This is a genomic window from Actinoplanes sp. CA-030573 (genome assembly GCF_050951115.1).
Classification (GTDB): domain Bacteria; phylum Actinomycetota; class Actinomycetes; order Mycobacteriales; family Micromonosporaceae; genus Actinoplanes.
Genome location: NZ_CP192038.1, coordinates 377,181 through 397,976 on the forward strand (window position 1 = coordinate 377,181; position 20,796 = coordinate 397,976).

22 protein-coding genes are annotated in these 20,796 nt (G+C 71.8%); 13 read left to right on the plus strand and 9 right to left on the minus strand.

Annotated elements, in window-relative coordinates:
- Positions 1-29 precede the first annotated feature (29 nt).
- Both ACQP2F_RS01760 and ACQP2F_RS01765 read left to right on the plus strand, forming a co-directional pair.
- Positions 30-548 (plus strand): type 1 glutamine amidotransferase domain-containing protein, encoded by a 519-nt coding sequence (locus tag ACQP2F_RS01760; RefSeq protein ID WP_433299980.1) that lies wholly within the window; start codon positions 30-32, stop codon positions 546-548.
- 150 nt (positions 549-698) lie between these two features.
- The gene (locus tag ACQP2F_RS01765; protein ID WP_433299982.1) at positions 699-1,739 is read left to right on the plus strand and encodes a peptidoglycan-binding domain-containing protein; all 1,041 of its coding nucleotides are present in this window, start codon (positions 699-701) and stop codon (positions 1,737-1,739) included.
- Here ACQP2F_RS01765 and ACQP2F_RS01770 read toward each other — a convergent pair.
- Genes ACQP2F_RS01770 through ACQP2F_RS01780 form a run of 3 tightly spaced genes read right to left on the minus strand, consistent with a single transcriptional unit; the run spans position 1,702 to position 4,417 of the window.
- Complete coding sequence (locus tag ACQP2F_RS01770; protein ID WP_433299984.1) at positions 1,702-3,006, minus strand: MFS transporter; 1,305 nt, start codon at positions 3,004-3,006, stop codon at positions 1,702-1,704. The genes ACQP2F_RS01765 and ACQP2F_RS01770 overlap by 38 nt on opposite strands.
- Positions 3,007-3,045: 39 nt before the next feature.
- Positions 3,046-3,534: an NUDIX domain-containing protein gene (locus ACQP2F_RS01775; protein ID WP_433299986.1), complete on the minus strand. Its 489-nt coding sequence runs from the start codon at positions 3,532-3,534 to the stop codon at positions 3,046-3,048.
- A gap of 13 nt (positions 3,535-3,547) precedes the next feature.
- On the minus strand, positions 3,548-4,417 hold the full coding sequence (locus ACQP2F_RS01780; RefSeq protein WP_433299988.1) for a Ku protein: 870 nt from the start codon (positions 4,415-4,417) through the stop codon (positions 3,548-3,550).
- Between the two features lie 63 nt (positions 4,418-4,480).
- Here ACQP2F_RS01780 and ligD (ACQP2F_RS01785) point away from each other — a divergent pair, with 63 nt between their 5' ends.
- The 6 genes from ligD (ACQP2F_RS01785) to ACQP2F_RS01810 are packed head-to-tail and all read left to right on the plus strand — an operon-like array spanning position 4,481 to position 9,056.
- On the plus strand, positions 4,481-5,434 hold the full coding sequence (gene ligD / locus ACQP2F_RS01785; protein WP_433299990.1) for a non-homologous end-joining DNA ligase: 954 nt from the start codon (positions 4,481-4,483) through the stop codon (positions 5,432-5,434).
- Positions 5,424-6,335 (plus strand): non-homologous end-joining DNA ligase, encoded by a 912-nt coding sequence (ligD, locus tag ACQP2F_RS01790; protein WP_433299992.1) that lies wholly within the window; start codon positions 5,424-5,426, stop codon positions 6,333-6,335. The genes ligD (ACQP2F_RS01785) and ligD (ACQP2F_RS01790) overlap by 11 nt, the downstream gene beginning before the upstream one ends.
- Positions 6,336-6,358: 23 nt before the next feature.
- Positions 6,359-6,844, plus strand: coding sequence for a VanZ family protein (locus ACQP2F_RS01795; RefSeq protein WP_433299994.1), 486 nt, complete (start codon positions 6,359-6,361; stop codon positions 6,842-6,844).
- A gap of 3 nt (positions 6,845-6,847) precedes the next feature.
- On the plus strand, positions 6,848-7,192 hold the full coding sequence (locus ACQP2F_RS01800; RefSeq protein ID WP_433299996.1) for a PadR family transcriptional regulator: 345 nt from the start codon (positions 6,848-6,850) through the stop codon (positions 7,190-7,192).
- Positions 7,189-7,593, plus strand: a complete 405-nt coding sequence (locus ACQP2F_RS01805; RefSeq protein WP_433299998.1) for an HAAS signaling domain-containing protein — start codon at positions 7,189-7,191, stop codon at positions 7,591-7,593. Before ACQP2F_RS01800 ends, ACQP2F_RS01805 begins: the two co-directional genes overlap by 4 nt.
- Positions 7,594-7,631: 38 nt before the next feature.
- Complete coding sequence (locus ACQP2F_RS01810; protein ID WP_433300000.1) at positions 7,632-9,056, plus strand: diguanylate cyclase domain-containing protein; 1,425 nt, start codon at positions 7,632-7,634, stop codon at positions 9,054-9,056.
- Here the strand turns inward: ACQP2F_RS01810 and ACQP2F_RS01815 are convergent.
- Both ACQP2F_RS01815 and ACQP2F_RS01820 read right to left on the minus strand, forming a co-directional pair.
- A complete protein-coding gene (locus ACQP2F_RS01815) occupies positions 9,027-10,688 on the minus strand; it encodes a DNA repair helicase XPB (RefSeq protein ID WP_433300002.1) in 1,662 nt (553 codons plus the stop codon). The genes ACQP2F_RS01810 and ACQP2F_RS01815 overlap by 30 nt on opposite strands.
- A 132-nt stretch (positions 10,689-10,820) precedes the next feature.
- Positions 10,821-13,253, minus strand: a complete 2,433-nt coding sequence (locus tag ACQP2F_RS01820) for a helicase-associated domain-containing protein (RefSeq protein ID WP_433300004.1) — start codon at positions 13,251-13,253, stop codon at positions 10,821-10,823.
- A gap of 84 nt (positions 13,254-13,337) precedes the next feature.
- Between ACQP2F_RS01820 and ACQP2F_RS01825 the strand changes: the two genes are divergently transcribed.
- From ACQP2F_RS01825 to ACQP2F_RS01835, 3 genes are all read left to right on the plus strand, one after another.
- Complete coding sequence (locus ACQP2F_RS01825) at positions 13,338-13,544, plus strand: hypothetical protein (protein ID WP_433300006.1); 207 nt, start codon at positions 13,338-13,340, stop codon at positions 13,542-13,544.
- Positions 13,545-13,570: 26 nt separating this feature from the next.
- The gene (locus ACQP2F_RS01830) at positions 13,571-14,152 is read left to right on the plus strand and encodes an HAD family hydrolase (protein WP_433300007.1); all 582 of its coding nucleotides are present in this window, start codon (positions 13,571-13,573) and stop codon (positions 14,150-14,152) included.
- Between the two features lie 63 nt (positions 14,153-14,215).
- On the plus strand, positions 14,216-14,602 hold the full coding sequence (locus tag ACQP2F_RS01835; RefSeq protein ID WP_433300009.1) for a cold-shock protein: 387 nt from the start codon (positions 14,216-14,218) through the stop codon (positions 14,600-14,602).
- A 3-nt stretch (positions 14,603-14,605) separates the two neighbouring features.
- Here the strand turns inward: ACQP2F_RS01835 and ACQP2F_RS01840 are convergent, their stop codons facing one another.
- The 3 genes from ACQP2F_RS01840 to ACQP2F_RS01850 all read right to left on the minus strand — a co-directional run bounded on the left by ACQP2F_RS01840 (position 14,606) and on the right by ACQP2F_RS01850 (position 17,990).
- Entirely contained in the window at positions 14,606-15,424 is an 819-nt protein-coding gene (locus ACQP2F_RS01840; RefSeq protein WP_433300010.1) for a 1,4-dihydroxy-6-naphthoate synthase, read from the minus strand.
- Positions 15,425-15,495: 71 nt separating this feature from the next.
- Positions 15,496-16,122, minus strand: coding sequence for a futalosine hydrolase (locus ACQP2F_RS01845; protein WP_433300012.1), 627 nt, complete (start codon positions 16,120-16,122; stop codon positions 15,496-15,498).
- Positions 16,122-17,990 (minus strand): MFS transporter, encoded by a 1,869-nt coding sequence (locus ACQP2F_RS01850; protein ID WP_433300013.1) that lies wholly within the window; start codon positions 17,988-17,990, stop codon positions 16,122-16,124. Before ACQP2F_RS01850 ends, ACQP2F_RS01845 begins: the two co-directional genes overlap by 1 nt.
- A gap of 103 nt (positions 17,991-18,093) precedes the next feature.
- Between ACQP2F_RS01850 and ACQP2F_RS01855 the strand changes: the two genes are divergently transcribed.
- Positions 18,094-18,915, plus strand: a complete 822-nt coding sequence (locus ACQP2F_RS01855) for a DUF3027 domain-containing protein (protein ID WP_433300015.1) — start codon at positions 18,094-18,096, stop codon at positions 18,913-18,915.
- Here ACQP2F_RS01855 and ACQP2F_RS01860 read toward each other — a convergent pair.
- Positions 18,912-19,115: a DUF2530 domain-containing protein gene (locus ACQP2F_RS01860; RefSeq protein ID WP_433307307.1), complete on the minus strand. Its 204-nt coding sequence runs from the start codon at positions 19,113-19,115 to the stop codon at positions 18,912-18,914. The two genes, ACQP2F_RS01855 and ACQP2F_RS01860, sit on opposite strands and share 4 nt — an antisense overlap.
- Before the next feature lie 167 nt (positions 19,116-19,282).
- Between ACQP2F_RS01860 and ACQP2F_RS01865 the strand changes: the two genes are divergently transcribed.
- On the plus strand, positions 19,283-20,728 hold the full coding sequence (locus ACQP2F_RS01865; RefSeq protein WP_433300017.1) for an NCS2 family permease: 1,446 nt from the start codon (positions 19,283-19,285) through the stop codon (positions 20,726-20,728).
- Positions 20,729-20,796 lie beyond the last annotated feature (68 nt).

Here is a 20,796-nt window from a genome sequence, read left to right on the forward strand (position 1 = left end):
AAAGCGGCAGTCACTCGAAGGGATTGAAAATGAGTAAGCGCGTGGCGTTCCTGGCGACCGACGGCGTCGAGGAAGTGGAATACACCGAGCCGCGCAAGGCGGTCGAGGACGCCGGCGGCACCGCCGAGCTGCTCTCCATCAAGGACGGGGAGATCCAGGCGGTCAACCACATGGACAAGGGCGGCACGTACCCCGTCGAGAAGCAGGTAGCGGACGCCGATCCGGCCGACTACGACGCGCTGGTGCTGCCGGGTGGCGTGGCCAACCCCGACTTCCTGCGGACCGACACGGCCGCCGTCCGGTTCGTCCGTGACTTCTTCGCCACCGGCAAGCCGGTGGCCGCCATCTGCCACGGTCCGTGGACGCTGGTCGAGGCGGGCGTGGTGAACGGCCGGACGCTGACCAGCTGGCCGAGCCTGCACACGGACATCACCAACGCCGGCGGGAAGTGGGTGGACGAGGAGGTCCACGTCGACGGTCAGCTCATCACGAGCCGCAAGCCCGACGACATCCCCGCCTTCAACCGGGCGCTGCTCGAGAAGCTCTGACCTTCATTCGGCAGGGGTGATCCCCCGGGGCGCGCGCCGATGCAGGCTGATGCTCGTGAATGGCGTGCTGCTCTGGGGGCTCGTGCTCCCCATCCTTCTGGTCGTCGCGGGAACCGTGGTCATCCTGCGACGGCGTAACGGACGTTGAACGTGCGCCGGCTCGGCGTCGCCGGGGCGGTCCTGGTACTGGCGCTGACCGGCTGTGGCGGCCGGAACGGTGACGCCGCCGCGGCCGAGGTGCAGAAGAAGCAGGAGGCTCTCGACCAGGCCCGAGCCGACCTGGCGAAGGCGGGCGACGAGTTCTGCGGTGACGCCAAGGCGTACGTCACCGCCCTGGATCGCTACGGTGATGTGCTGACCCGGACCGCGCCGACGGTCGGCGACGTCACCGAGGCCGGCGCCGACCTGGCCGAGCCGCGCGAGGATGTGATCGCCGCCGCCGAGCAGGTCAAGGAGGCCAAGGACGCGGTGGCCACGGCCGAGCAGGAGCTGGCCGCGGCGAAACGGGCGCAGACCAGCGCCTCGGCCGCGAGCAGCCCGGCGGCGTCGCCGAGCACCGGGCCGAGTCTCGCCCCGGCCACGATCGACCGGGTCAAGCAGGCCGACGCCGACTTCGCGGCGGCTCAGCAGGGCATCTCCGCGCAGACGCCGATCCGCCAGGCGTCCGAGCGGTTCAACGCGGCCGCCGTCGCGCTGGAGATGGCCTGGATACGGGTGCTGGACGAGGCGGGCTGCCTGGACGAGAGCCATCACGACGCCGCCCGCGATTACACGCTGGCCCTGCAGAAGTCGCTGGCCGCGGCCGGCTACTACGAGGGCGAGATCGACGGGGTCTACGGCCCGACCACGGTGAGCGCGGTCGAGGCTCTGCAGAAGAAGAACGGGCTGCCGGTCACCGGGACCGTGGACAAGGCCACCGATGCCGCGCTCCAGGCCGAGCTGGCGGCCAAGGGCGGCCAGGAGGCCCAGCAGGCGACCGCCTCGACCGCCGCCGTGCAGCAGACGCTGAAGCTGGCCGGGCACTGGACCGGGCCGGTCGACGGCGTCTGGACCCCGGAGCTGACCGGGGCGCTCAAGGAGTTCCAGACCGAGCTTCAGGTCGAGCCGACCGGCACGGTCGACGCGGCGACGATCGCGGCCGTGGAGAACGCCGTCAAGGAGACGGGACCGACGCCGTCGACCTCGAGCTAGACGCGGCCAGCCAGGCCTCGTCGGCGGCCTTCTTGCGGGCCGGGCCGTCCTTGCCGTCGTAGCGCACGAACTGGGGGAGGGCGGCGGCCAGCACGGCCGAACCGGCGATGCACAGCACGCCGCCCAGCCAGATCGAGCCGGTCACGCCGAGGCGGGTGCGGGCCATCAGGCCGGAGCGGAGCTGACCCAGGAGCGGTCCGGTCGTGTACGAGAGCATCTCGATCCCGGCGAGCCGGCCGCGCAGGTGGTCGGGGATGGTCTGGCTCCAGACGATGGCGCGGAAGATGCCCGAGACCATGTCGGCGGCCCCGGCGAAGGCCAGGCAGAACAACGTCAGCCAGAGCGTGTGCGACAGTCCCACGCCGACGATGCCCAGGCCCCAGAGCGCGCCGGCGACCAGCACCATCAGGCCGTGCCGATGCGCGCGAGCGGTCCAGCCCGAGGTCAAGGTGGCGATCAGCGAGCCGACCGAGGGCGCGGCGTAGAGCAGGCCGAGGATGCGCGGGCCGCCGAGCTGGGTGGCCAGGAACGGGTAGAGGGCGGTCGGCATGCCGAAGAACATCGCGTTGATGTCGACCAGGTACGTGCCGAGCAGCTCGGGCCGCGACCGGGCGTAGCGCAGGCCGGTGACCACCGACCGGATCGACGGCCGGTCGGCCGCGGGCGGGGGCGGCACCGCGCGTACGAAAGTCAGGCAGGTCAGCGAGACGGCGAAGGTGAGCAGGTCGAATGCGTACACCCAGGAAAGGTCGATCGCGGAGATGAGCACGCCGGCCAGCGCCGGACCGCCGAGCTGCGCGATCTGCATGCTCAACGACTGCAACGCCATCACGGCCGGCAGCTGCTCGGGCTCGACCAGGCGCGGGACCATCGCCTCGAGGGCGGGCCGCTGCAGGCCGTCGACGCACGCGGTGAGCGCGGCGATCACGTAGAGCAGCCACAGGTGCGGGCGGTCGGAGAGCGCGTTGAGCAGCAGGATGCCGCTCAGGCCGGCCAGCGCGAACTCGCCGCCGCGGACCAGCAGACGGCGGTCGACGTAGTCGGCGAGCGCGCCGCCCACGAACGCCATGAACAGCAGCGGGACCAGCTCGCAGACGCCGAGCAGGCCGACCATCAGGGGGTCGTCGGTGAGCTTCGCGACCTGGTACGGGATGGTGACGTAGCTGATGAACGACCCGAACGCGGTGACCGCGCCGCCGGTGAAGACCAGCCGGTAGTCACGCGACGTTCGTAGCGGGCTCAGATCGAGGCCCAGGCGCTTGCTCACGGGCCGCGACTCTATGCCGCGAACCGGGCGACGGCCACCTCATTTCAGCACGATACGGCCCGTGGCCTCGTACGATGCAAGATCGTTAAGGGTTTCCTCGATGACGAAGGACTTGGGCCCGGGCAGCGCGTCGAGGGGGAAGAACCCGGCGTCGACCGACTCCTCGGTCTGGCGCTGCAGCTCGCCCTCCCAGGTGTGGATGCGGAAGCTCATCAAGATCTGCTGGTACGTGTGCCCGTAGTCGTTGGTGTACGTGTATGCGCTGTAGAAGGCGAACGGGGTCAGCGACGTCGCCCGCAGGCCCGTCTCCTCCCACACCTCGCGGATCGCGCACTCCTCCATGCTCTCGCCGAGCTCCATCGCCCCGGCCGGGATCGCCCAGCGATGGTTGTCGGAGCGCTGGATCAGCAGCAGCCGGTTCTGGTCGTCGATGACCACGCCCCGCGCCCCGACGAACAGGATGGTGTCGGCATCGCCGACGCTCGCCCGCACCTTGCCCAGATAAGACTCAGCCCACGTCAACGCCACGCGCCAACTCTAGTCAGGCCGACTTCTTCGCCGCCTTCTTGGCCGGAGTGGCCTTCTTCGCAGCTTTCTTGGCCGGAGTGGCCTTCTTGGCCGGCGCTTCCTCGCCGCGTGCCTTCTTGGCCCGCTCCACCGACGCCTTCAACGCGGCCATCAGGTCGACCGCGGCGGCCGGCGCCTCCTCGGCCTCCTCCGGCTGCACGATCTCGCGACCCTCGACCTTGGCGTCGATGACCTCCTGCAGGGCGGCCCGGTAGTTGTCGGTGAACTCGTCGGCCTTGAAGCTGCCCGCCATCGAGTCGATCAGCGACGAGGCCATCGCCAGCTCGGCCGGCCGGGTCTCGATGTCCTCGTCGAGGAAGCCGAACTCGGGCGTGCGCACCTCGTCGGGCCAGAGCATCGTGTTGAGCACGAGCACGCCCTCGTGGACCCGGAGCGTGGCCAGCTGCTCGCGCTGGCGCAGGGCGATCTTGACGATCGCCACCCGGTCGGCGTCCTGCAGGGCGTCGCGGAGCAGCACGTACGGTTTGGCCGCCTGCCCCTCCGGCTCGAGGTAGTACGCCTTGGCGAACAGGATCGGGTCGATCTCGTCGGCCGGGACGAACTCCAGCACGTCGATCGCCCGCGACGTGGTCAGCGGCAGGTCGGCGAAGTCCTCGTCGGTGAGGATCACCATCTCGCCGCCGCCGATGTCGTAGCCCTTGGCGATGTCGTCGTAGCTGACCACCTCGCCGTCGATCGAGCAGGTGCGCTGGTACTTGATCCGGCCACCGTCGGTGCGATGCACCTGGTGGAACCGGATGTCCTTCTCCTCGGTCGCGGAGTACAGCTTCACGGCGATCGACACCAGGCCGAACGAGACCGCACCTTTCCAGATCGCACGCATAGCTTCAGGATTACATTACTGAGACGCCTGCGTAAGGTCTTCGACCTTGCCTAAGGTGATCAGGTGCCCGGTGCGCCGCTGTCCCCGATGCTCGCCACCGCGGGCGCGCTGCCGGTCGGGCCGGGCTGGAGCTACGAGTTCAAATGGGACGGGGTACGCGTTCTCGCCCTGTTCGCCGGCGGTCCGCCCGAGCTGTTCGCGCGCTCCGGTGCGCTGGTCACGGCCGCCTACCCGGAGATCGCCGACCTGCACCTGCCCGAGGGCACGCTGCTCGACGGCGAGATGGTGGTGCTCGACGCCAAGGGCCGGCCGTCGTTCACGGCGCTGGCCGAGCGCATGCACGTCCGCGAGCACAACCGGGCGTCCCGGCTCGCGGTGACGGCCCCGGTCACGTACATGATCTTTGATCTCCTCTACTACGACGGCATGGACTTCACCGGCCTGCCCTACCTGGCCCGCCGCGAGCGGCTCGAGGAGCTCGAGCTGACCGGGCCGCGCTGGATGATCCCGCCGTCGTTCGGCGACGGCCCGGCCACCGAGGCGGCGGCCCGCGAGAACAGCCTCGAGGGCGTGGTGGCCAAGCGAAGCGACTCGGTGTACCTGCCGGGCACGCGGTCGCCGGACTGGGTCAAGGTCAAGTTCGACCGCACCGGCGACTACGTGATCGGCGGCTGGCGCTCGGGCGCGCGCAAGCTCGGCGGCCTGCTGATCGGGGTACCGACCGCGGACGGCCTGGCCTTCCGCGGCCGGGTCGGTGGCGGCATCGGCGCGGTGGCCGAGAAGGAGCTGCTCGCCCGGCTCGAGCCGCTGGCCCGGCGGCAGTCACCGTTCGCGCCGGGCGTGGTTCCGCGGGAGGATGCGAAGGGCGCCCACTGGGTGGACCCGGAGCTGGTCGTCGAGGTGCGCTACGGCAACCGGACGCCGGACGGGCGCTTGCGCTTCCCGCGCTATCTGCGGTTGCGTGACGACAAGACGCCGGCCGAGTGCGCGGAGGAGGACGACGAGGATGGCACCTGACCGGTTCCTCGTCTCGATCGGCGGGCGGGACCTCGAGCTCTCTAACCTCGACAAGCTGATGTTCCCGGCCGCGGGCTTCACCAAGGGCGAGGTCATCGACTACTACACCCGGGTCGCGCCGGTGATCCTGCCGCATCTGGCCGACCGGGCCGTCACCCGCATCCGCTTCCCCAACGGCGTCGACGGCGTGCACTTCTTCGAGAAGAACAAGCCGGGGGGTACGCCCGACTGGGTGCGCCTGGAGACGCTGCCCGTGCCCGGCTCGACCAAGAGCCGGGAGACCATCGACTTCGTGGTGGTGGACGATCTGCCGACCCTGGTCTGGCTGGCCAACCTGGCGGCGCTCGAGCTGCACACGCCGCAGTGGCGGGTCGGCCGCGACCCCGATCTGCTCGTCGTCGACCTCGACCCGGGCGCGCCGGCCGGTCTCAAGGAGTGCAGCGCGGTCGCGGTGCTGATGCGGGACCGGCTCGCCGAGGACGGGGTGGCGGCCTATCCGAAGACGTCCGGGAAGAAGGGCATGCAGCTGTGCTGCCCGATCTCCGGGACGCAATCGGCGGAGACGGTTTCGGCGTACGCGAAAAAGGTCGCCGAGGAATTGGCGGCGATGGTGCCCGGCTCGATCACCGCCAAGATGGCGAAGGCGGTGCGGCCGGGAAAGGTCTTCATCGACTGGAGCCAGAACGCGGCGGCCAAGACGACGGTCACTCCCTACTCGCTGCGGGCCCAGGAGTTCCCCACCGCCTCGACGCCGCTCACCTGGGACGAGGTCGAGGCGGTCGCCACCGGCGAGGACGAGGCGCGGCAGTACCGGGCGGACGAGGTGCTCGACCGCGTCGAGGAGCACGGCGACCTGCTCGCCGACCTGCTGGAACCGGGTCCGGAGCTACCGGCGGATTGACCGCCTCTGCTTGAGTCGGCGGCGTGGTTGACACGCGGATCGCCTGGATCGTCGCGACCAGGCCGGCAACGATCGTCCTGATCCTGCTCACCCTGCTGCTGGCCTGGCCGCTCGGGCGCCGACGAGGCGTGACCGGGGTGCTGTTCGTGCTGGCGGCCGGCCTGGTTCTGGCCGCGACCGCCACCACCCGGCTGGTCCATTTCGACGTCGCCGGCGTGCGGCCCTATCTCGAGCAGTTCGGCGACCCCGGATACGTCTTCGGCGGCTTCGGCGGCAACGTCGAGAGGCTCTGCAACATCGTGCTGTTCCTGCCGCTCGGCCTGCTCGGGACGCTGCTCTGGCGGCGGCCGGCGCTGGTCCTGCTCTCCTGCGCGGGGCTGAGCTTCCTGCTCGAAGCCTGGCAGGCGGTCATCGGCCGGGGCGGGGACGCCATCGATGTGGTGCACAACACGGCCGGAGCGGCTCTCGGCGTGGGCTTCTCCTACCTTGCGTCGCAAGGTACTGTGTGAGGCATGGCAGATGTCGGGCAACTGGCGACCAGCCTGCGCCGCGGGACGCTCGAGTTCTGCGTGCTCGCCATGGTCGAGCAAGAGGATCGCTACGGCACCGAGATCGTTCGCCGCCTCGGTGACGAGCCGGGCCTGGCCGCGAGCGAGGGCACGATCTATCCGCTGCTCTCGCGCCTGCGCCGGGTCGGCTGGCTGGACAGCAAATGGGCGGAGTCGCCGTCGGGTCCCCCGCGTCGGTATTACGGGCTCACCCCCGGCGGGCGGTCCGCGCTTGAGCACTTCCGCACCGAATGGGTTTCGTTTCGTCAGACCGTCGACCGTCTCGTGGGAACCGGTGAGGCCGCATGAAGACCAAGCACACCGACGTCGTCGCGGAGTACCTGCACGAGGTTGACCAGCGCCTGGCCGGGATGCCCGTGCTGCAGCGCCGCGAGCTGCTGGCCGACCTGGCCGCGCACATCGCGAGCGAGCGGGCCGAGCGCAACCTGGCGACCGAGGGCGAGCTGATCGAGGTGCTCGAGCGGCTGGGTTCCCCCGACGTGGTGGCGGCGGCCGCGCACGAGGAGGCGGGCACCCGCCCCGAGACGCCGAAACGGCGGCGGCCGGCCTGGGTCTGGCCGGTGGTCGCCGGGGTGAGCGGGCTGTTCCTGCTGGTGGTCCTGGGCCTGTGCGCGTTCTCGTTCTTCTGGAGCAGCAGCTCGTCCCGTCCGGAGCCGGCGGCCCCGGCGCCGGCCGTCTCCCCGCGCTGAAACCTCACATCCTTCGCCGTGCGGCCGATGGGTCGCACATGCTCTTGCGCTGGTACGCAGCCGTCACGGGCGTCCTCGTGGCGACCTACCTGGTGTGGCCGTACGACCAGCGCTCCTGGCCGTTCCTCGCGGTCACTCTGGGCGCGGCCGTCCCGGCCGTGGTCGTCGCCCTGCGCCGGGCCCCGGCCGGCGCCCGGCTGCCCTGGTGGCTGATGCTGGTGGCGCTGGCCTTCTACAACGCCGGCAACGTCGTGTGGATCTGGCTCGAAACGGTCGTCGGAGAGGCGACGGGCGACGGCAGCGTCGCGGATCTCTTCTACGGCGCCGGCGGGCTGCTCGTCCTCGGCGCCGCGCTCGTGGTCGTGCGCCAACGGGGGCGCGGGGACACCGGGGGCATCATCGACTCGGTCATCACCGCGGTGGCGCTCGGCGGCGTGCTCTGGGACGCGTTCGTGCTGCCGGTGCTGACCGCGGAGCACGTGCCCACCGGCCGGCAGGTGTCGCTGTTCGTCAGCATCATCACGATGACCGGCACGCTCGGTGCGATGCTGCGCGTCTCCCGGGTCTCGTCCGCGGGCCGCTCGCCGTCGGTCCGGCTCTTCACCGCCGGGGTCGCGCTGACCCTGGCCGGGAATGTGGCGTCGGCGCTGACCACCGACGCGGCGAACGTCCGGCCGGACTGGACGAACATGATCTTCCTGGCCGCGTACGCCGCCCTCGGGTGCGCCGCCGTGCATCCCTCGGTCGCCCGGGTCATGACGCCGGGCCCGGCCCCGGAGGACGACCTGACCTGGGGCCGGCTGACCTTCCTCGGCGTGATGCTGGCGCTCGCCCCGCTGATCGGCGGTGGGCGGGCGATGCTCGGCCTCCCGATCGACGGCGTGCTGATCGCGGTCACCTCGGCCGGGCTGATCCCGCTGGTCATGGTGCGCATCGCCGGACTCTCGTCCCGGCGCCGGCAGGCCGAGCAGGCGCTGCACCGGCTGGCCACCAGCGACGCGCTGACCGGGCTGCCGAACCGCGGGGCCCTGCTCGACCGGCTGGCGCGCGAGCTGGCCGCGGAGCCGGACGAGCTGGCCGTGCTCTTCTGCGACCTGGACGGCTTCAAGCCGGTGAACGACCGGCTCGGGCACGCCGCCGGTGACCAGCTGCTGGTGGCGGTGGCCGACCGGCTGCGCGCGTGCCTGCGGGACGGCGACCTGGCGAGCCGGTTCGGCGGTGACGAGTTCGTGCTGGTCTGCCGCGGTCCGGACGCGGTGGCCACGGTCGGTGGCCGGGTCGCCGAGGCGATCTCCCGGCCGTTCGAGATCGGCGGCGAGCTCGTGCGGATCGGGGTCAGCGTCGGTGTCGCGCCTGTCCGCCCGGGCGACACCATCGACGAGGTCATCGCCCGGGCCGACGTCGCGATGTACGATACGAAAAGGACCCGGAAGCTAGTCCATGCGGGGGAGCGGCGGGCCTAGCACGTCGTCGGCGTCGACGATCGTGTACGCGTACCCCTGCTCGGCCAGGAACCGCTGCCGATGGGCCGCGTACTCGGTGTCGATCGTGTCGCGCGAGACCACCGTGTAGAAGTGCGCCTGCCGCCCGTCGGCCTTGGGCCGCAGCACCCGGCCGAGCCGCTGCGCCTCCTCCTGCCGGGAGCCGAACGTGCCGGACACCTGGATCGCGACCGCCGCCTCCGGCAGGTCGATCGAGAAGTTGCCGACCTTGGAGATGACCAGCGTCTTCAGCGAGCCCTCGCGGAACGCGTCGAACAGCCGCTCGCGCTCCTTGTTGGTGGTCGAGCCCTGCACGATCGGCGCGTCCAGGAACTCGCCGAGCTCGTGCAACTGGTCGATGTAGCCGCCGATGACCAGGACCTGCTCGCCCGGGTGCTTCTCGACCAGGGCCTTGACGACCGGCAGCTTGGTGCGCGCGGTGGCGGCCACCCGGTAGCGCTCCTCGGCGTCGGTCACCGCGTACGTCATCCGCTCCGCCTCGGTGAGGGTGACCCGCACCTCGACGCACTCGGCCGGCGCGATCCACCCCTGGGCCTCGATGTCCTTCCAGGGCGCGTCGTAGCGCTTGGGCCCGATCAGCGAGAAGACGTCGCCCTCGCGGCCGTCCTCGCGGACCAGCGTGGCGGTCAGGCCGAGCCGGCGCCGGGCCTGCAGGTCGGCGGTGAACCGGAAGATCGGCGCGGGCAGCAGGTGCACCTCGTCGTAGATCACCAGGCCCCAGTCGCGGGCGCCGAACAGGTCGAGGTGGGTGAACGCGCCGCCGCGGCGGGCGGTGAGCACCTGGTACGTCGCGATGGTGACCGGGCGGATCTCCTTGCGCTCGCCCGAGTACTCGCCGATCTCGTCCTCGGTGAGCGACGTGCGCGCGACCAGCTCCCGCTTCCACTGCCGCCCGGCGACGGTGTTGGTCACCAAGATCAATGTTGTGGCCGACGCGGTCGCCATCGCCGCCGCGCCGACCAGGGTCTTCCCGGCACCGCAGGGCAGGACAACCACACCCGAGCCCCCGGCCCAGAAACCATCCACGGCTTCCTGCTGGTAGGACCGCAGGGTCCAGCCATCTTCCTTCAACGAGATGTCGTGCGCCTCGCCGTCGACGTAGCCGGCCAGGTCCTCGGCCGGCCAGCCGAGCTTGAGCAGCGCCTGCTTGAGCCGGCCGCGCTCGGACGGGTGCACCGCGATCGTCTCGTCGTCGATCCGGGCGCCGAGCATGCCGGCCAGCTTCTTGGACTTCGCCACCTCGATCAGGACGATCTTGTCGAGGCCGCGGAGCACCAGCCCGTGCACCGGGTCGTTCAGCAACTGCAGCCGCCCGTACCGGTCCATCGTCTCGGCCACGTCGACCAGCAGCGCGTTGGGCACCGGATAGCGCGAGAACCGGATCAGCGAGTCGACGACGCCCTCGGCGTCGTGCCCGGCGGCCCGCGCGTTCCACAGCCCGAGCGGGGTCAGCCGGTAGGTGTGCACGTGCTCGGGCGACCGCTCGAGCTCGGCGAACGGCGCGATCGCCATCCGGCAGGCCTGCGCGTCCGGATGGTCGACCTCAAGCAGGAGTGTCTTGTCCGACTGCACGATCAGTGGTCCGCCGCTCACCCGAAGTCCCTCTCGTAGCGCGAAAGCCGACCCTCCAGTTTGCCACGGTGCAACCTTGCCGCTCATCCCTGCGTTTATTGATGCGGGGGATCAGGTCGCGCGATGGTTCGGGGGCGTGCGACCTGCCCCCTTCTACTGCTCGTCCTCGGGCACCGCGGCGGTGATCCGGTGCAGGGCGAAGGTGTGCAGCGTCTCGGTGCGCTCGTCCTCGGCCCGCAGGTAACCGGCGCTCAGCGACACCGGGCGCACGAGCCGCGACAGGGTGGCGCCGTGTGAGTCGACATAACCCACCCAGACCCGCGCCTTCTCCCGTACGGCCTGTTGCAGCACCGCCATCGCCTCACCATGCCGTTGCACGGACGTGAGTCCGGTCACGCTCTGCCCATTGGCGGCGCGCACGGTGACCGGGGCGCGGCGGGCGGCCCGGGTGGCGATGTCACCCTTGCGGATCTGCTCGACCACCCCGGCGAGACGTGGTCCGGCGAGGACGGGAGGTCCGGCCTGGTCGGAGATCCGGGCGGCCAGGGAGGTACGCGTCGGAGCCCGCCGCACCTTGGGCCGGGCGAGCACCGCGGCGCCGCCGGCGTCCTCCGCGACCGGCGCGAAGCCGGCGTCCCGCAGCGCGGCCAGCAACCGGGCCGTCGGCGTGGGGCTGACCAGCACCGTGGGCGCGATCTGGCGTAGTGCCAGCGGGCCGAGCCGCTTGTCCGCCAGCACCTCGGCGATCAGCGCCTCGTCGTCGCCGCGCAGGTAGGACCCGGCCGAGCCGGCGCGCAGGCCGCCGTGCCGCCGGGCGGCGTCGTCGATCATGTAGGTCAGCGTCTGCGGCACCGGTGTGCGCGAGCGGCGCTTGAACAGCGCGTGCAGGTCGCTCGCCGTGTAGCCGACGTCGAGGGCCCGGCGCACGCTGGCCGGGGTCACCCGGAACACGCTCGCGCCGCCCGCCGACTCCGGCTCGGCCACCACGTCGAGCTCGCCCGCCAGCTCGGGCTCGGGCGGGCCGGGCACGACCACCGAGAGGTCGGCCTGCACCAGGATGTGGTCGACCGGCGCCGGCAGCAGGCCGTCCAGCAGCCGTACCGAGTCGCTGCTCTGGTGCGCGGCGGCGGCCCGCACGCCCAGCGGGTCGGTCTCGTCGGCGTCGTCCGGGTCTTCCAAGATCAGGCGGGCGTACGAGGTGAGGGCGCCGAGCGCGGTGACGCCGAGCAGCGCGGCCCCGCCCAGCGCGTCCCGGTGTGCGGCCTCCCGGCCCCGGGCCCGGCGCGGCGCCTGCCAGGCCAGCAGCTCGAGCACCTCGTCGGCGGCCGGCGCGGTCCCGGCCTCGAGGTCGGCCAGCACGAGCAGCGCCTCCCGCCGGGCCTGCGGGGCGCCCGCCCGCTCGGCCTCGGGCGCGAGCGCGTTGATCGGGCGGTCCCGGTCGTCGCGGGTGCCGACCAGGCCCGGCTGCCGGGTCATCGCGAGCCAGGCCCGGGCCAGCGTGTGCCAGCGCTGGGCGATGCTGAGCGCCCGCCACAGGTCGAACGCCCCGGTCGGCAGGAAGATCTCGTCGACCGGCGAGCCGGCCCGGCTGACCGTCACCGACCGCGACGAGCCGTGCGCGTCGGCCTCACCGAGCAGGCCGGCCGCGTACGCGATCTCGATGAGCAGCGCCGCGCCGGCCTCGTCGAGACCGGCCGACCGGGCGAGCCGGCGCAGGTCGCGCACGCCGAGGCCGCCGGCCCGCAGCACCGGCGCGGGCTCGGCCGCGAGCGCCTCGAGCAGCGCATCGGTGCTGCGCACCGCCTCCATGACCTGCCCGGCGCCGGCCGAGTCGACCGACTTGGGATCGCGGCGCGAGCCCTCGGGCAACGGCGGGAACGGGCGCAGCTCGCCGAGCGGCCCGGTCTCGCGGCGCAGCAGCACGCCGACCTCGCGGGGCAGCTCGACCAGCTCGCCGTCCGGTCGCGGGGCCCGGCCCGCCTCGCCGACCGCGACCAGCACGTGCTGCTCGAGCAGCCAGCGCACCGGCTCGGCCATCGAGTCGCGCCCGAGCGCGCCGATCGGCGGGCCGGCGGCGAGCCGGTCCAGCACCGCTCGCGCGCCGGGCGGTGCCGCCAGCACCGTGCGGCGCAGCCGGGCCTTGTCCGCGACCAGAGCCGCGGCCTGGGGGTCGAGGTAGTCGGCGGGCCGGCCGAGCCCGGCCGGGTAGGGCGAGGTGACCTCGTCGACGGCGCCGGTCACCTCCAGCGCGTCCTCGCGGCCGTGCAGCAGGAAGCGCACCCGTAGCCGCTCGACGGCGGCCCGAACGTCGTCGGCCGACACCCCGCCGGCCAGCTCGAGAATGGCGTCGACCGAGGTCAGGGCGGTGTCGGGGGAACGGCTGAGCCGGGCCGCGTCGAGGATGCGCAGGGTGAACTCGTCCAGGCCGTCCAGGCAGCGGGCGACCGAGCCGCGGGACTGCGCGCGCACGGCCAGCGCCGAGACGTCGGCGGGCAGCGGCACGACGAGGTCGGGGCGCAGCTGGATGAGCGCGCTCAGCGCCTCGTCCGGGAGCGCGCGCAGCTGATCGGCGAATGTGGTGGGCATCGTTCTCAACGCTAGCCGCCGTGGGACGATATTGAGGTGTCCGGGCGACGCGCCCGGTTCCGTGAACACCTGAAGGGGAGATCCGTGGCCGCTCAAGACAAGTTGCCGGGTACCGCTGTCCGGGGCGGCGCGGGGTCGCGTCCGGCGACCGGCGTGACGCCCGACCGGGCCCCGCACGCGGTCTCCGAGCTCATCGCCGACCGGGCCGCCGCGCCGTCGCCGTTCGGCGACGACCTGACCTTTCCGCTGCCGGTGGACCGCCTGACCTACATCCCGTCCACGCCCGCGTGAGTGCGGCGGTCGGCTTCGATCTGGACATGACCCTGATCGATTCCCGGCCGGGGATCCACGCCGCCTACCGGGCGCTGACCGCCACGACCGGCGTCTTCGTCGACGCCGACCTGGCGGTCACCCGGCTCGGTCCGCCGCTGCGCGCCGAGCTGGGTGAATGGTTCCCGGCCGACCAGGTCGAGCAGGCGGTCGACACCTATCGCGCGCTCTACCCCGACTACGCCATCGCGCCGAGCGTGCCCACGCCGGGCGCGGTCGAGGCGCTGGCCGCGGTGCGCGAGCTCGGCCTGCGGGTGGTCGTGGTGACCTCGAAGCTGGGCCGGTTGGCGCGGATGCACCTCGACCACCTCGGCATGCGCGTCGACGAGCTGGCCGGCGACCTGTTCGCCGAGGGCAAGGCGGCGGCGCTGACCGAGCACGGGGTGCGCTGGTACGTCGGCGACCACGTGGCCGACATGGTCGCGGCCGGGACCGCCGGTGTGCCCGGGATCGGCGTGGCGACCGGCCCGTGCAGTGCCGAGGATTTGCGGGCGGCCGGCGCGGCGTACGTCCTGCCGGATCTCACCGGGTTCCCGGCGCTGCTGCGCGAGATTGCAGTTGGGTCCTAGGCCGCCGCTTCAGTAGCCTTTGCGGTGAGCGGTTGTTTCCATTGAGTGAAGTTGAGGTCAGCGGTGCCCACGGGTCGAGTGAAGTGGTACGACGCGACGAAGGGATTCGGGTTCGTCACCAGCGATGAGGGCGGTGACGTGTTCCTGCCCAAGGGCGCGCTGCCGGCCGGCGTGACCGAGCTGAAGGCGGGTCAGCGGGTCGATTTCGGCGTGGTGGACAGCCGCAAGGGCGCGCAGGCGATGGGCGTCAAGCTCATCGATGCGCCGCCGTCGCTGGCCGAGCTGCGGCGCCGCCCGGCCGAAGAGCTGCACAGCATGGTCGAAGACATGATCAAGGTGCTGGAGTCGCAGGTGCAGCCGGGCCTGTCGCGCGGGCGCTACCCCGACAAGAAGACGTCCCAGAAGATCGCGCAGCTCGTCCACGCGGTCGCGAAGGAGTTCGAGGCCTGACCCTCAGAGGAAGGGCTTCACGGCCGGCGTCAGACCCGCCGCCGCCGAACGCTGCAACAGGGCGTCGGCGGCGGCGAGTCCGTCCCGGCCCAGTTCCAGGGTGAACTCGTTGACGTAGAGCTCGATGTGCTGCTTGACCACGTCGGGCTCCATCTCCTGCGCGTTGGCGAGGATGAAGTCGTGGCTGGCGGCCGGGTTGGCCCAGGCCATGCTCACCGAGTTGCGGATCCACTCGGTGGCCGCGGCCGGGTCGACGACGCCCTTCTTGGCCAGGATCGCGCCGAGCGGGATCGGCAGGCCGGTGTCCGCCTCCCACCACTCGCCGAGGTCCTTGAGGGCGACGAGCTGATAGCGCTGGTACGTGAAACGCGCCTCGTGGATCACCAGGCCGGCGTCGTACGTCCCGTCGGCGACGCCCGGCATGATCTGGTGGAACGGCACCACCTCGATCTTGCCCGGCCGCTGACCCGTCTGCTCGGCCCAGAGGCGGAACAGCAGGTAGGCCGTGGTGCGGTCGCCGGGTACCGCCACCGTCGCGCCGGTCAGGTCGCGGTCTTCGTCACGCGCCAGCACGAGCGGCCCGCACCCGCGCCCGAGCGCGCCGCCGGTCGGCAGCAGCTCGTAGTCGTCGAGCAGCCAGGGCAGCGCCGCGTAGCTGACCTTGACCAGGTCGAACTCGCCGCGCTCGGCCGCCGTGTTGGTGACGTCCACGTCGGCGAAGGTCAGGTTGACCTCGGGCGTGCCCGGGATCAGCCCGTGCACGAGAGCGTGGAAGACGAACGTGTCATTGGGACACGGGGAGACCGCGAGTGAAAGCGTCACGAGGGCCACGCTAGACCCGGGACCGGGCTGCCGCCCCCCGCCACGGCTGTCTCTCATCCCACACGGTGACGTTATCCACAGGCTGTCCACAGGGCGCCGGAAGCTGTGGACAACGCGGCGAACGCCTCCTTGAGCCGCCAGGCCGCCCGGTCCCGCGGACCGACCGGGTTGGAGATCGCCCGCACCTCGGCGAACGGCAGTCCCGCGGCCGCGACGGCGACGCCGAAGCCCTCCATGGCCTCGGCCACGGCATCCGGGAAGCGGTTGGCGAGCGTTTCCGCGGTGGCGGCCGTCCCGGTGACCGTCGCCAGCGTGAGCACGTCCCCGGCGACGGCCTCGGGCAGCGCGGCGGTGAGGCCCTTGAGCAGCAGGGGATCGGCCGCGACCACACTCGAGCCGAAGCCCAGCTCCTCGATCGGCAGAAACCCGTCCGGCGACTCCGCCCCGAGATCGGCGGCGATGCTGCGGACACCGATCACGGTCGCCCCGACCGGCGCCCGCCCGGCGAAGCCGCCCGCGATGCCCGCGCTGATCACGGCCCGGTAGCGGCCGGTCCCGAGCAGCCGGGCGGTCCCGGCGGCGGCCGCCGCGGGCCCGACGCCGACCGGCTCGACGACGACGTGGGCGAGGTCGGCCCCGGCGCGGACAGCCTCGGCCTCGGCGGCCACCGCGGTGACCACCAGCAGCGGATACGTCATCAGCGGTCGTCGTCCTCGGTAAGGCCGCCGTTGGTCTGCGATTCCGCGGACGAGGGCCGGTAGACGTGGAAGCCGGGAGGTGCCAACGCGGGATCGGGCTTGGTGACGGGCTCGGGTGCCGGCGCCGGTGGAGGAGGCGGAGTCACCGGAGTGTCATCGCTCATGGTCCTGCCCTTGGTCTTGCCCGTGTCCCTGCTTTTGTTCTTGCCGAAGCCGAAGCTGAATCGCCGGCCGCCGGATCGGCCGGGCTCAGGGTCGATCTTCGTCTGGTCGGCCGGTCGGGCCCGGGTGGCGGTGCCGGCGGGTGCGCGGGGTGCCGGGGGAACGGGCGGAGTCGAGGGGTTGGGCTGGTTACGGACCGGGACGGTGGGCGCCTCCGGCCACGGGTCGATCGGCGCGGCGGGCTCGGTGGCCGGCTTTCCGGCGGGCTGGGGCTTTCCGGCGGGCTGGGGCTTTCCGGCGGAATCCGTGGCGGGCTCGGTGGCCGGCTTTTCGGCGTCGGGGTCGCCGGCTCGGCCGGAGAGGCGCTCGTTGCGCAGGCGGGCGGCGGCCCAGGCGGCGCGGGCGGCCATGGCCACCGCGAGCAGCGCGGCCAAGGCTATGCCGAGGCGGCCGGGGAGCGGGATGATGCCGATGGCGCCGCCGGCTACCCAGGCGATCATCAGCACCGTCTCGGAGTGGGCGAAGGCGCTGGCCCGCAGGCGCTCGGGGACCCGTTCCTGGATGCTCGCGTCGATGGCCAGCTTGGAGATGCCGCTGAAGATGGCCGTGATCAGGGCGAGCAGGGCGACCGTGGCGAGGTTGTAGAAGAGCGCGGCCAGCACGGCGACGCCGGCGGTGATGGTCAGGCCGGCCGACTGCAGCGGCAGCGGGCGGCGGATGCGCAGGCGGGTGCCGGCCGCGGTGGAGAGGAACGTGCCCACGGCCAGGGCGCCGCCGACCACGCCGACGGCGGCCTGCCGGCCCACGTCCTTGCCGAGGAACGTCGTGTCCAGCTGGTTGGCCATGATGACGAAGGCCAGGAACAGCAGTAGGAAGCCGTAGAGCAGGCGCAGGCTGGCGCTGCCGATCAGGGTGGCGATCACCAGCTTGCCGGAGAGCGGGCGGTCGCCGTTGCGGCCCAGGCCCAGGGCGGCTCGCCACGGGCGGGGGACGGCCTCGGGCGGGTCGGAGTCGGCGCGCGGGGGCAGCGCCAGCGAGATCACCATGCCGACCACGAAGATGAGCGTGGCCACCCGCAGCGGCCACTGCGGTCCGATCTTGAAGGCGAGCAGGCCCAGCGGCGCGACGACCGCTCCGGCGAACGTGCCGTAGACGCTGGCCCGGGCGCCGACCTGGGACAACCCGACGCCCTCGGGCAGGAGCCGGGGAACCGCGGCGGATCGGGCAACGCCGTACGCCCGGGAAAGCGCAAGCACCCCGAAAGCCGCCGGGTAAAGGCCCCACCCGAAAAGGTGATCGGAGATCACGTAGGCCAGGAACGCCCGGCCGAGCATGGTCGCCGCGAGGGCGTAGCGGCGGCCGTGCCGGAAGTGGTCGAGCAGCGGACCCACGACGGGCGCGAGCAGCGCGAACGGCACCATCGTGATCAGCAGGTAGAGCGCCACCTTGCTGCGGGCCTCGCCGAGGGGCACGTTGAAGAAGATCGTCCCGGCCAGGCCGATGGCGATGAGCGTGTCGCCGGCGCAGGAGATCGCGTGCAGGTCGAAGAGCCGGATCATGCCGATCTCGTTGGCGGCGCCCTTCGCCCGCGCGGTGCCGACGCGGCGGGTCGCCCAGACCCCACCGCGCAGGGAGCCGCGCACCAGCAGGCGGGCGGCCTTGATCCCGGTGCCGACGGTGCGTCCGAGGGTGGGAAGCAGCGGCATGGGAACCATCCTGACTGATGCGGGCGAGCCGCGTCGCCTCCGGCACCGCGGAATTCGGGGGAGTCCCTGCGGCTCACCTGTCCCGGTAGGGGACAATGGATAGGTGACGACCAGGACCACCGCGCGCGCCGCCCGCCTCGACCAGGTTTGTGCCGATGCCGTCGGGGTGGCCCGTGGTGCGATCACCGATGTGGACCCGGCCGACATCGGCGAGCACCTCGAGGCGATCGCCGAGGGCGACCGGGTCGTGACCCACTTCTTCGAGAGCCACCTCGCCGGCTACCGCGGCTGGCGCTGGGCCGTCACCGTGACCCGGGTGCCGCGCAGCCGGCACGTCACGGTCTGCGAGACGGTGCTGCTGCCCGGGCCCGACGCGCTGATGGCGCCCGGCTGGGTGCCGTGGAACGAGCGCCTGCAGCCCGGCGACCTCGGCGTGGGCGACCTCATGCCGACCGCGCCCGACGACGAGCGGCTGGCCCAGGGGTACGTGTTGAGCGACGACCCCGCGGTCGAGGAGGTCAGCTGGGAGCTGGGCCTCGGCCGGTCCCGGGTGATGTCCCGCGAGGGCCGCATCGAGACGGCCCAGCGGTGGTACGACGGGGAGTCCGGTCCGGAGGCGCCGATCTCGGCCGCCGCCCCGCGCAACGCCCGCTGCGGCACCTGCGGCTTCTACCTGCCGCTGGCCGGCACGCTACGGGCGATGTTCGGCGTCTGCGGCAACCTCTACGCGCCCGACGACGGCCGCGCGGTGAGTGCCGACCACGGCTGCGGCGCGCACTCCGAAGCGCTGCTCGGCACCGCGGAGCAGCCGGTCGAGGAGCTGCCGACGGTCTACGACGACAGCGAGGTCGAGTCGGTCGCGGTCAGCCGCGGACACGGGTCGGTCGAGAACGAGGAGCCGGCCGAGGACTACGGCCACAGCTAGTTCTCTTTGAACGTCGCGTGGGTGAGCGCGCGGCGGCGGCGCCGGTTGCGGTCGTGGATGATCATCGTGATCAGACCCGGGATGCCGACCAGGAAGCCGGCGATGCAGGTGTCGAGCCAGCTGTCCGGGCCGTCGGCGAGCGCGACGATCACGCCGGCGATCACGAAGGCGGCCAGACCGGCGATCGCGAACGGGACCATCGGCGGGTCGAGCGGTTCCACCCTTGGCTTGGGCTGAGTCACGTTCGACAGAGTACGTCCGCGACGATCATTCACGGTGACCGGTGCCTCTGAGACTTTGCGCAGCTCACCCCATCTGACAGCATCTGCGCGAAGGAGTTTCATCCGACGTTTCCGGAGGGCCCTGCATGTCGACCGCTACTACCGATGCAGGCGTACGCAACGCTTTTGACCGATATTTCGAGATATCTGCGCGTGGATCGCACCTTTCCCGGGAGATCCGCGGCGGGTTCGCGACCTTCTTCACGATGGCCTACATCGTCGTCCTCAACCCGCTGATTCTCGGGGCGGGGACCGACGGCGAGGGCGGCAAGCTGCCGATCGCGGCACTCGCGGCCGGAACCGCCCTGGTCGCCGGCGTGATGACGATCCTGATGGGCGTGGTGGCCCGCTTCCCGCTCGCGCTCGCCGCCGGCCTCGGCGTCAACGCCCTGGTCGCGTACGAGATCGCCCCGGAGATGACCTGGGCCGACGCGATGGGCCTGGTCGTCATCGAGGGCGTCCTGATCGCCCTCCTCGTGCTCACCGGTCTGCGCACGCTGGTCTTCAAGGCCGTACCCACCCAGCTCAAGACCGCCATCGGCGTCGGTATCGGGCTCTTTCTGATGATCATCGGCCTGGTCGACGCGGGGTTCGTGCACCGCGTGCCGGACGCCGCGAACACCACCGTCCCGGTCGAGCTGGGTCTCGGTGGCGCGCTGATGAGCTGGCCGTCGCTGGTCTTCGTGGTCGGGCTGCTCTTCACGCTGGTGCTCTTCGTCCGCAAGGTGAAGGGCGCGATCCTGATCGGCATCCTCGGCAGCACGGTCCTGGCGATCATCGTCGAGGCCATCGCCGGCGTCGGCTCCTCGGTGTCCAATCCGCACGGCTGGTCGCTGAACGTGCCGAAGCTGCCGGAGAAGATCGTCAGCAGCCCCGACCTCTCGCTGATCGGCCACTTCAACGTGCTCGACTCGTGGTCGAAGGCCGGCTGGCTGGTCTGCGTGATGTTCGTCTTCACGCTGCTGATCACCGACTTCTTCGACACGATGGGGACCCTGGTCGCGATCGGCCAGGAGGGCGGGCTGCTCGACGAGTCCGGCATGCCGCCGCGTACCCGGGAGATCCTGCTCGTCGACTCGGTCGCCGCGGCGGCCGGCGGTGCGGCCAGTGTGTCCAGCAACACGTCCTACATCGAGAGCGCGGCCGGCGTCGGCGAGGGCGCGCGGACCGGCGTGGCCAACCTGGTCACCGGCGTGCTGTTCCTGCTGGCGATGTTCCTGGCGCCGCTCGTGCAGGTGGTGCCGTTCGAGGCGGCGTCGACCGCGCTGGTCGTGGTCGGCTTCCTGATGATGACCTCGGTGCGGCAGATCGACTGGACCGACTACACGGTCGCCGTGCCGGCGTTCCTGGCGATCACGCTGATGCCGTTCACCTACTCGATCTCCAATGGCATCGGGGCGGGCATCATCTCGTACGTCGTGCTCAAGGTCGCCACCGGCAGGGCGCGCGAGATTCACCCCATCCTGTACGGCGTTGCCGCGCTCTTCGTTCTGTACTTCCTGCGTGGTCCGCTCGAGGCCTGGGTTCTCTAGACTTTCCGCCACCGGGCGGGCTCGCTCGCCCGGTGACGGTGGTCATACGCCTTCCCATAGTCGTTAGC

What these genes read in the sequence shown, in the direction of transcription:
- ACQP2F_RS01760 (WP_433299980.1), top strand. Translation starts at nt 30, where the DNA reads ATGAGTAAGCGCGTGGCGTTCCTGGCGACCGACGGCGTCGAGGAAGTG.
- ACQP2F_RS01780 (WP_433299988.1), bottom strand. Translation starts at nt 4,417, where the DNA reads ATGCGTGCGATCTGGAAAGGTGCGGTCTCGTTCGGCCTGGTGTCGATC.
- ligD (WP_433299992.1), top strand. Translation starts at nt 5,424, where the DNA reads ATGGCACCTGACCGGTTCCTCGTCTCGATCGGCGGGCGGGACCTCGAG.
- ACQP2F_RS01800 (WP_433299996.1), top strand. Translation starts at nt 6,848, where the DNA reads ATGGCAGATGTCGGGCAACTGGCGACCAGCCTGCGCCGCGGGACGCTC.
- ACQP2F_RS01805 (WP_433299998.1), top strand. Translation starts at nt 7,189, where the DNA reads ATGAAGACCAAGCACACCGACGTCGTCGCGGAGTACCTGCACGAGGTT.
- ACQP2F_RS01810 (WP_433300000.1), top strand. Translation starts at nt 7,632, where the DNA reads ATGCTCTTGCGCTGGTACGCAGCCGTCACGGGCGTCCTCGTGGCGACC.
- ACQP2F_RS01820 (WP_433300004.1), bottom strand. Translation starts at nt 13,253, where the DNA reads ATGCCCACCACATTCGCCGATCAGCTGCGCGCGCTCCCGGACGAGGCG.
- ACQP2F_RS01830 (WP_433300007.1), top strand. Translation starts at nt 13,571, where the DNA reads ATGACCCTGATCGATTCCCGGCCGGGGATCCACGCCGCCTACCGGGCG.
- ACQP2F_RS01845 (WP_433300012.1), bottom strand. Translation starts at nt 16,122, where the DNA reads ATGACGTATCCGCTGCTGGTGGTCACCGCGGTGGCCGCCGAGGCCGAG.
- ACQP2F_RS01850 (WP_433300013.1), bottom strand. Translation starts at nt 17,990, where the DNA reads ATGCCGCTGCTTCCCACCCTCGGACGCACCGTCGGCACCGGGATCAAG.
- ACQP2F_RS01860 (WP_433307307.1), bottom strand. Translation starts at nt 19,115, where the DNA reads ATGGTCCCGTTCGCGATCGCCGGTCTGGCCGCCTTCGTGATCGCCGGC.
- ACQP2F_RS01865 (WP_433300017.1), top strand. Translation starts at nt 19,283, where the DNA reads ATGTCGACCGCTACTACCGATGCAGGCGTACGCAACGCTTTTGACCGA.